The organism is Streptomyces viridochromogenes DSM 40736 (genome assembly GCF_000158955.1).
Classification (GTDB): Bacteria; Actinomycetota; Actinomycetes; order Streptomycetales; family Streptomycetaceae; genus Streptomyces; species Streptomyces venetus.
In genome coordinates, this window is the sequence record NZ_GG657757.1 from 4159724 (window position 1) to 4168538 (window position 8815).

Consider the following 8815-nt stretch of genomic DNA (forward strand, 5'->3'; position numbering starts at 1 on the left):
CCCGTCGTCGCCTTGGTGAGCCATTACCTCACCAACAAGCTGATAGGCCGCGGGCTCATCCTGCACCGCCGGAGCTTTCCACCATCACGGATGCCCGCGATGGTCAATATCCGGTATTAGACCCCGTTTCCAGGGCTTGTCCCAGAGTGCAGGGCAGATTGCCCACGTGTTACTCACCCGTTCGCCACTAATCCACCCCGAAGGGCTTCATCGTTCGACTTGCATGTGTTAAGCACGCCGCCAGCGTTCGTCCTGAGCCAGGATCAAACTCTCCGTGAATGTGTACCGGTAATCCGGTGTTACACCACGAGAGCGGAACAGTCAGGCGGAATAAGCCCGACCGTTCACAGCGTCCTCGCTGTGTTTATTTCAAAGGAACCTCGTCCCAGCCTGATGGCCGGAGACGGGGTATCAACATATCTGGCGTTGACTTTTGGCACGCTGTTGAGTTCTCAAGGAACGGTTGCTTCCTTTGTACTCACCCTCTCGGGCTTTCCTCCGGGCGCTTCCCTTCGGTCTTGCGTTTCCGACTCTATCAGATCTTTCCGATCCGATTTCCTCGGTGCTTTCCAGGTTCTCGCTTCCGCGTTTCCCTTTCCGGCGGCTCCGACTCTATCAGATCCTTTCGGACCTGATCCCCAGTCAGCGGGGCTTGTCTTTGCGGCTGTTGGGCCGTTCCGACGTGTCCAACCTTAGCGCGCTCTCTCGGCGAATCCAAAATCAGGTCGTCGAGTCCCAATTCGAATTGAATTCGGACACGCCGAAATCAACCCCGCTGGGAGTGATCTTGCTGGTGGTTGGGTGCCGCTAGTGCGGCGGAAGTGCTGCCGAAGAACCGTTACGGCTCCGCGGCAACCCGAAGGACTATACGGATCGGGCAGGGGAGTGTCAAGCGGCCCCTGTCAAGATCTTTTGTGGCGGCGTCAGTCCAGGTCTGAGAGGCGGCCGCCGGCGTCCGGCTGGTCGTCCTCCACCCGGCGCAGGAGGCGGGTCAGGACTTCGCCGAGCGCGGCGCGCTCCTTCGGGGCCAGGTCCTGGAGCAGGTCCTCCTCGAAGACCGTCGCCAGGCGCATTGCCTCCAGCCACTTCTCACGCCCCTCGGATGTCAGCTCCACGATGACTCGTACGCGGTTCGTCTCGTCTCGCTCCCGGGTTACCAACCCTTCGCCGACCATGCGATCGATCCTGTGCGTCATGGCGGCCGGGGTCAGTCCGAGGCGCTTGGCGAGGTCGCTCGGGCCCAGGCGGTAGGGGGCTCCGGAGAGGACGAGGGCCTTGAGGACCTCCCACTCCGCGTTGCTGATGCCGAGGGCCGAGGTCTGACGGCCGTAGGCGACGTTCATACGGCGGTTCAGGCGGGAGAGGGCCGAGACGATCTGCTCCACCTGGGGGTCGAGGTCCTGGAACTCGCGCTGGTACGCGGCGATCTGTTCTTCGAGGGTCGGCTCGCTGGGGCCGGAGGTGTCGCCCATGACGGCAGTATCGCACGCTCCTTCTTTGCCTTGAAGTCCTTGGGTATGTACTCTTTAGCTTCGAAGTTTAGTTTCGAAGTCTTCACTCCTAACTTGTGAGAGAGGTGAACGTGACCAGGGCGATGGGCGCAGCGATGCGCCGGATTCACGTGGGCAACGCACTCAGCGCGTTCGGGCTCGGCTTCACGGTCCCCTACCTGTACGTCTATGTGGCGCAGGTGCGGGGGCTGGGAGCCATGACGGCGGGTCTCGTACTCGCCGTCTTCGCTGTGGCCGCGCTGGTCGTACTGCCGTTCGCCGGGCGGGCCATCGTCCGGCGTGGCCCGCTTCCGGTGCTGCTCGCCGCCCTGGTCACCGCCGCCGTAGGTGCGCTGAGCCTGGGGCTCGCGAGCAGTGCGGCGGCCGTGCTGGTGTCGGCGTCGCTGCTGGGGGCCGGGCAGGCCGTGATGCAGCCGGCGCTGGCGACGATGATCGTGGACTGCTCGTCGGCGGAGACGCGGTCGCGGGCGTTCGCCATGCAGTTCTTTCTGCAGAACCTCGGCCTCGGTGTCGGTGGCCTCATCGGTGGTCATCTCGTCGACACCACGAGCGCTGCCTCCTTCACGCTGCTCTTCGCGATCGAGGCGGCGATGTTCCTGCTGCTGGTCGTGGTGATGACGACCGTGCGGATGCCGCACGCGCCGCGGATCGGGGACGCGCCCGTGGCGGCCGGGCGGGGCAGCTGGCAGCAGCTGCTGGGCAACCGGGCCATGGTGCAGCTGTGCGTGCTGGGCTTCGTGCTGTTCTTCGCCTGCTACGGGCAGTTCGAGTCGGGGCTGAGCGCGTACGGGGTCGAGGCCGCCGGGATATCGACGTCGGCGCTGGGGACCGCGCTGGCGGCGAACACGCTGATGATCGTCGTGGCGCAGTTCGCCGTGCTGCGGTTCGTGGAGCGGCGCCGGCGGTCGCGGGTGATCGCGGTCGTGGGGCTGATCTGGGCCGTGGCGTGGGCCGTGGCCGGGTACGCGGGGCTCGGGCACGGGAGCCAGGAGATGGCCACCGCCGCGTTCGTCTCGACGTACGCCCTGTTCGGGCTGGGTGAGGCGATGCTGTCGCCGACGATCGCGCCGCTGGTCGCGGATCTCGCGCCGGAGGGGATGGCCGGGCAGTACAACTCCGCGTTCGCCCTGGTCAAGCAGCTCGCGCTGGCCGTCGGGCCGGCCGTGGGCGGGCCGCTCGGGGCCTCGCTGCACGCGCCGTACATCGTGGCGTTCCTGGTGTTCTCGCTGGGGATCACCGTCCTTGCCGTGCGGTTGGGGCGGCAGCTCACGGACGTGCAGGATCAGCCGTGGGTCGCGAAGAGCCGGGTCGTGGCGCGGGGTGGGGCGCCCGTTTCGGCGGACGTCTGATCCCCCACCGCCGATCCCTCACCTGATCCCCCACCCCGCTACGGCAGCTGGGTGCGCGGCAGGGCGAACTCGCACCAGACCGCCTTGCCGCCGCCGGGTGTCCGGCGGCATCCCCAGTTCGACGCGATCGTGGCGACGATGGCGATGCCGCGGCCCGATTCGTCGCCCGGTTCCGCGCGGCGGCGTCTGGGGAGGTGGTCGTCGCCGTCGGTGACCTCGATGATCAGGCGGCGGTCGGTGCGGCGCAGACGCAGCCGCATCGGCGGGGTGCCGTGCTGGAGGGAGTTGGCGACCAGTTCGCTGGTGGCGAGGACTCCCAGGTCGTGCAGGTCGGCGGGGAAGCGCCAGCTGGTGAGGACGCCGGAGGCGAAGGCACGCGCGCGGGGGGCCGCTTCGACGCCGCCGAGGAGTTCCAGGGCGGCGTTGCGGAAGAGCTCGCCCTCGGGGCCGGTGCGGGCGGGGTGCTGGAGGACCAGGACGGCCACGTCGTCGTCGTGGTCGGGGGTGACGCCGGGCGGAGCGGACCAGGCGGTCGCAGACGACCTGGGGGGTGCCGGTGGCGCCGGACAGGGCGCGTTCCAGGGCGGCGATGCCCTCGTCCAGGTCGGCGTCGCGACGCTCGACCAGGCCGTCCGTGTAGAGGACGGCCGTGGAGCCGGGGCTGAGGGGGATCGAGCCCGAGGTGTGCATCCAGCCGCCGGTGCCTAGCGGGGGGCCGGTGGGTTCCTCGGCGCGCAGGACCGTGCCGTTCTCGTCGCGGACCAGGATCGGGAGGTGGCCGGCCGAGGCGTAGACCAGCTTGCCCTCGTTCGGGTCGTGGACCGCGTACGCGCAGGTGGCGATTTGGTTGGCGTCGATCTCGGCTGCCAGGCCGTCGAGGAGCTGGAGGACCTCGTGGGGTGGGAGGTCGAGGCGGGCGTAGGCGCGGACCGCTGTGCGGAGCTGGCCCATGACGGCTGCCGCCCGGACGCCGCGGCCCATGACGTCGCCGATGACCAGGGCCGTGCGGCCGCCGCCCAGGGTGATGACGTCGTACCAGTCGCCGCCGACCGCGGCCTCGGTGCCGCCGGGGTGGTAGGTGGCGGCGATGCGCAGGTCGTCCGGTTCTTCGAGTTCCTGGGGGAGCAGGGATCTCTGCAGGGTCACCGCTGTTTCGCGTTGGCGGCGTTCGCTGGCGCGCAGGCGTTCGGCGGCTTCGGCGTGGTCGGTGACGTCGGTGGCGAAGACGAGGACGCCGCGGCCGTCGCTGCCGCCCTTGCGGTCGCCCTGGGCGACCGGGGTGCAGGTGAAGGTGTAGGAGCGGCCGTCGGGGGCCTTGCGGGACTTCACCGTGCGCGGCTTGCCGCTGCGCTGGACCTGGTCCAGGAGGGGGAACAGGCCGAGGGCGTCCAGTTCGGGGAGCGCGTCGCGGGCGCGTTCGCCCAGGGGGCGTGCACCGAAAGTGGTCCTGTAGGCGTCGTTGACGTAGGCGACGCGGTGGTCGGGGCCGTGGACCAGGGCGACGAGGGACGGGACCCGGTCGAGGACCTCGCGCACCCGCAGTTCGTCGACGGCGGGTACGGGCGGTGCCTCGTCGGTCACTTGTTCGGCACGGGCGGCGGGCACGGAGCCCTCCCCCTGCCGGTCCGGGGAGGCCGTCTGCTCGGTCCGCGCTGCGGCGCGGCGCTGCGTTCCGGGGAGCCGGGCGCTCCAGCGCGTGAAGTTCACGAATCCTTGCCTCGTGTAGTCGTCGGCGGCCGGCACCGGAACCGGCCGGGGCCCCGGGGGCCCGCACCGGGGCGAGCGGTGGCACGCCCGCGGTGGAGGACCAGTCTGGCAGTGTGCCGACCGGGCCAGCATCCGTCAGACGCCGGGCCGGCCGGTGGAGTTCCTGGGTCCGGTCAGGACGACCCCTTCGGGTTGTGCGAGGGGTCTTGGGGAGGCTTTCCACCGGCCGCGAGTTCGAACTCCGCCCGGGGGTGTTCGAGTGAACCCAGCGAGACGATCTCCCGTTTGAACAGCCCGGCCAGGGCCCATTCGGCGAGCACGCGCGCCTTGCGGTTGAAGGTGGGCACGCGGCTGAGGTGGTAGGCGCGGTGCATGAACCAGGCGGGGTAGCCCTTGAGCTTGCGTCCGTAGACGTGGGCGACGCCCTTGTGCAGGCCCAGGGAGGCGACCGAGCCGACGTAGGCGTGTTCGTACGTCGTCAGGGGCTCACCGCGCAGGGTGTGCACGATGTTGTCGGCGAGGACCTTGGCCTGGCGGAGGGCGTGCTGGGCGTTGGGAGCGCACTCGCGGCCGGCCTCCGCGGCGGTGACGTCGGGGACGGCGGCCGCGTCTCCCGCTGCCCACGCGTGCGCGGTGCCCTCGACGGTCAGTTCCGGCGTGCACTTCAGCCGTCCGCGGTCGTTGCGGGGCAGGTCGGTGGCGGCGAGCAGCGGGTGGGGTTTCACGCCGGCCGTCCAGACGACGGTCCGGGTGGGGAAACGGGCTCCGTCGCTGAGCACGGCGACCCGGTCCGCGCAGGAGTCCAGACGGGTCCGCAGGCGTACGTCGATGTTGCGGCGGCGCAGTTCGGTGACGGTGTAGCGGCCCATCTCCTCGCCCACCTCGGGCAGGACGCGGTCCGAGGCCTCGACGAGGATCCACTTCATGTCCTCGGGCTGGACGTTGTGGTAGTAGCGCGCGGCGTAGCGGGCCATGTCCTCCAGTTCGCCGAGTGCCTCGACGCCCGCGAAGCCGCCGCCGACGAAGACGAAGGTGAGGGCCGCGTCGCGGATCGCGGGGTCGCGGGTGGAGGAGGCGATGTCCATCTGTTCGATGACGTGGTTGCGCAGGCCGATGGCTTCCTCGAGGGACTTGAAGCCGATGCCGTGTTCGGCGAGGCCGGGGACCGGCAGGGTGCGCGAGACGGAGCCGGGGGCGAGGACGAGTTCGTCGTACGGGAGCAGCTGTCCGCCCGTGCCCTCCTCCGCGGTGGCGAGGGTGGCGACGGTGGCGGTGCGTTTCGCGTGGTCGACGGCGGTGGCCTCGCCGATGACGATGCGGCACCGGTCGAGGACGCGGCGCAGCGGTACGACGACGTGGCGGGGTGAGATGGCTCCGGCGGCGGCCTCGGGGAGGAACGGCTGATAGGTCATGTACGGGTCGGGGGTGACGACCGTGATCTCGGCCTCGTCGCGCTCCAGTTCCCGTTTCAGTCTGCGCTGGAGGCGCAGGGCCGTGTACATCCCGACGTAGCCACCACCGACAACGAGAATGCGCGCACGTTCCTTCACCATCCCATGACGCACCCGTCGCTTGCGTTTGTCCACAGCCTCGACGAATTGTGTGACCGGAGCGGGAGAGCGCGCGGAGTTGGCCGGAATAGCAAGCCTCGATCGATTTGTGCAGGTCAGCAGGGGTGGTGCGGGGCGCGTGAGGGGGCACATTCAGGACGTATGCGGCCCGTACTCCGATCGGTGGGCGCTCCGTGCGGAACGTGCCCCTTCTGAATTGACTCCCTCTCAACTATGTTCGTGTGTCGACGGGGTGTAGGGGGATGCGCTCACCGGGTCCGCGACGGCGGGCCGCGGAACGGGGCCCGTTCCCACGTCCCGGCATCGAATGGCGGGGAGAGTCTCCGGGGGGAGACGTCATTACCGGGGGAATGCGTATGCATGTTCAGGATTCTCATTGGTCGTCCGCATCTGCTCTCGCGGCGGGTGGCGTGACGATGAGCGCGGCGACGGACAACGGACGCGGGCACGGAGCGCGGACGACGCCACTGCGCGTGGACGCACAGCGCAATCTGGAGCACGTCCTGCGGGCGGCGCGCGAGGTCTTCGGCGAGCTGGGGTACGGCGCGCCGATGGAGGACGTGGCCCGGCGCGCGCGGGTCGGTGTGGGCACGGTGTACCGGCGGTTCCCGAGCAAGGACGTCCTGGTGCGGCGGATAGCCGAGGAGGAGACCTCCCGGCTGACCGAACAGGCGCGGGCGGCTCTCGGGCAGGAGGACGAGCCGTGGTCGGCGCTGTCGCGTTTCCTGCGCACGTCGGTGGCCTCGGGTGCCGGGCGGCTGCTGCCGCCGCAGGTGCTGCGGGTCTCGGTGGGCGAGGAGGAGGCCGGCGGCCCGCGGGTGCCGCAGCAGCGGACGCAGCCGGTCTCCACGGAGCTGCGGCTGGTTCCCGAGGAGCCGGTGGCGGTCGCCTCGGTGCCGGCGCCCGTGGTCGGCGCGGACGACGACGCCGGGGCGTCGGCGCTGCTCGAGGTCGTGGGTCAGCTCGTGGAGCGGGCGCGTGCGGCGGGTGAGCTGCGGCCGGACGTGTCGGTGTCGGACGTCCTGCTGGTGATCGCGACGGCCGCGCCCTCGCTGCCGGACGCGGCACAGCAGGCGGCCGCCTCGGCCCGGCTGCTGGACATCCTGCTGGAGGGCCTGCGGTCACGCCCGGCGTGAGCTTCCGGGCTCGGAGGGGGACTTCCGGGCCCGGGGCGACGGGGATCATTCCCCGAACGAGTGATGGCTAGTACTGGCGTGCGGCACATCCCCACGGATGAGTGATGATCCGAATTTCGGGGTCCTGACCAAAAGCCGATATGGCACTCTGACCCGGTGGTCTGGACGTGTTGGGCGGCTGGCGGGGGCTTTCCGCGATGAGCGTTGACGGGCGGGACGAGTCGAGCGGCAGCGGCGACGCCACAACCGGCGACCCGGTCCCGCCGCAGGTGCCGAGCCAGGGCGGACGCGCGGGCGTCCCGTCGGGAGGCCACCCCGCCGACGGCTCGGTGCCGCCGCAGCGCGCATGGCACGAGGACAGCGTCCTGCCGCCGCGCGAGCTGCCGTCCTCCGACGCCGAGCTCATCGACCGGATGCGCTCGGGCAACGACACGGCGTACGAGGAGCTGTACCGGCGCCACGCGCCCGCCGTGCGCCGGTACGCCCGGACCTGCTGCCGTGACGCCCACACCGCGGACGACCTGACCGCGGAGGTCTTCGCCCGCATGCTCCAGGCGGTGCGCGGCGGCTCCGGCCCCGAGCAGGCCGTACGCGCGTACCTGCTCACCTCCTTACGCCGCGTCGCCGCCTCCTGGACGAGGTCGGCGCGGCGGGAGCAGCTCGTCGAGGACTTCGCGGTGTTCGCCGCCCAGTCCTCACACGGCTCCGACGTCTCCGACGACGACGCGCCGGAACTCGGCGCGGACGTCCGGGCGATGCACGAGGCCGATCGGTCCATGGCCATGCGGGCGTTCCGCTCGCTGCCGGAGCGGTGGCAGGCCGTGCTGTGGCACACCGAGGTCGAGGACGAGTCGCCCAGCGAGGTCGCCACGTTCTTCGGGCTGGACGCCAACGGCACGCGCGTCCTCGCCAGCCGGGCCCGCGAGGGCCTCAAGCAGGCCTACCTCCAGGCCCATGTCAGCGCCACGCTCACCGACGACGAGGGGTGCGCGCGCTACGCCGACCGGCTCGGCACGTACGCCCGCGGCCGGCTGCGCACCCGCGCCGAGCGGGGACTGCGCAAGCACCTGGAGGAGTGCGCCAGGTGCCGGCTGGCCGCGCTGCAGATCGAGGAGGTCGCCGGGGGCATCCCCGCCGTGGTGCCGGTCGCCGTCATCGGCTGGTTCGGTGCCGCCGGGTACGCCAAGGCGGCCGGGCTCATCGCCGGAGGTGCGGGCGCCGCCGGTGCCGCGGGGGCGGCCTCGGCGGGCGGAGTCTCCTCGGGCGGGGCGGCCGGCGGGACGGCGGCGGCCGGTGCCGGTTCGTCCGCAGGTGTCGGTGGCGGTGGTGGTGCGGTGGCATCCGAGGGGGTGGGCGCGCCCCTGAAGGCCGGTATCGCGGCCGGTGTGGTCGCCGTGGGCGTTGCGGTGGCCGTCGTGCTGGCACTGGCGGCGAACGACAAGCCCGGCGGCGAGGCGAAGACGGCTCCCTCCCCGTCGTCGCCAGCGGTCCAGCCGGGCGATCCCACTCCCGCTCCCTCGCCCCCTTCTCCCCCTTCTCCT

At 70.9% G+C, this 8815-nt stretch carries 5 protein-coding genes and 1 pseudogene; 3 read left to right on the forward strand and 3 right to left on the reverse strand.

Annotation, left to right across the window (positions count from 1 at the left end):
- Window positions 1–923 precede the first annotated feature (923 nt).
- The gene (locus SSQG_RS18240; protein WP_003991284.1) at window positions 924–1472 is read right to left on the reverse strand and encodes a MarR family winged helix-turn-helix transcriptional regulator; all 549 of its coding nucleotides are present in this window, start codon (window positions 1470–1472) and stop codon (window positions 924–926) included.
- 122 nt (window positions 1473–1594) lie between these two features.
- Here SSQG_RS18240 and SSQG_RS18245 point away from each other — a divergent pair, with 122 nt between their 5' ends.
- Entirely contained in the window at window positions 1595–2860 is a 1266-nt protein-coding gene (locus SSQG_RS18245) for an MFS transporter (protein ID WP_039933038.1), read from the forward strand.
- A gap of 38 nt (window positions 2861–2898) precedes the next feature.
- Here SSQG_RS18245 and SSQG_RS18250 read toward each other — a convergent pair.
- Both SSQG_RS18250 and SSQG_RS18255 read right to left on the reverse strand, forming a co-directional pair.
- Window positions 2899–4567: pseudogene (locus SSQG_RS18250) on the reverse strand (ATP-binding SpoIIE family protein phosphatase).
- Window positions 4568–4740: 173 nt separating this feature from the next.
- The gene (locus SSQG_RS18255) at window positions 4741–6120 is read right to left on the reverse strand and encodes an NAD(P)/FAD-dependent oxidoreductase (protein ID WP_039933040.1); all 1380 of its coding nucleotides are present in this window, start codon (window positions 6118–6120) and stop codon (window positions 4741–4743) included.
- A gap of 374 nt (window positions 6121–6494) precedes the next feature.
- On the opposite strand from SSQG_RS18255, the gene SSQG_RS18260 reads away from it, so the two are divergent.
- Both SSQG_RS18260 and SSQG_RS18265 read left to right on the forward strand, forming a co-directional pair.
- On the forward strand, window positions 6495–7274 hold the full coding sequence (locus tag SSQG_RS18260) for a TetR/AcrR family transcriptional regulator (protein WP_003991288.1): 780 nt from the start codon (window positions 6495–6497) through the stop codon (window positions 7272–7274).
- Between the two features lie 197 nt (window positions 7275–7471).
- Window positions 7472–8815: sigma-70 family RNA polymerase sigma factor (locus tag SSQG_RS18265; RefSeq protein WP_063749166.1), on the forward strand; the 1344-nt coding region annotated here is incomplete at its 3' end.

Excerpts from the sequence above, each read along its gene's own strand:
- SSQG_RS18245 (WP_039933038.1), top strand. The coding sequence starts at position 1,595 with ATGGGCGCAGCGATGCGCCGGATTCACGTGGGCAACGCACTCAGCGCG.
- SSQG_RS18260 (WP_003991288.1), top strand. The coding sequence starts at position 6,495 with ATGCATGTTCAGGATTCTCATTGGTCGTCCGCATCTGCTCTCGCGGCG.
- SSQG_RS18240 (WP_003991284.1), bottom strand. The coding sequence starts at position 1,472 with ATGGGCGACACCTCCGGCCCCAGCGAGCCGACCCTCGAAGAACAGATC.
- SSQG_RS18255 (WP_039933040.1), bottom strand. The coding sequence starts at position 6,120 with ATGGTGAAGGAACGTGCGCGCATTCTCGTTGTCGGTGGTGGCTACGTC.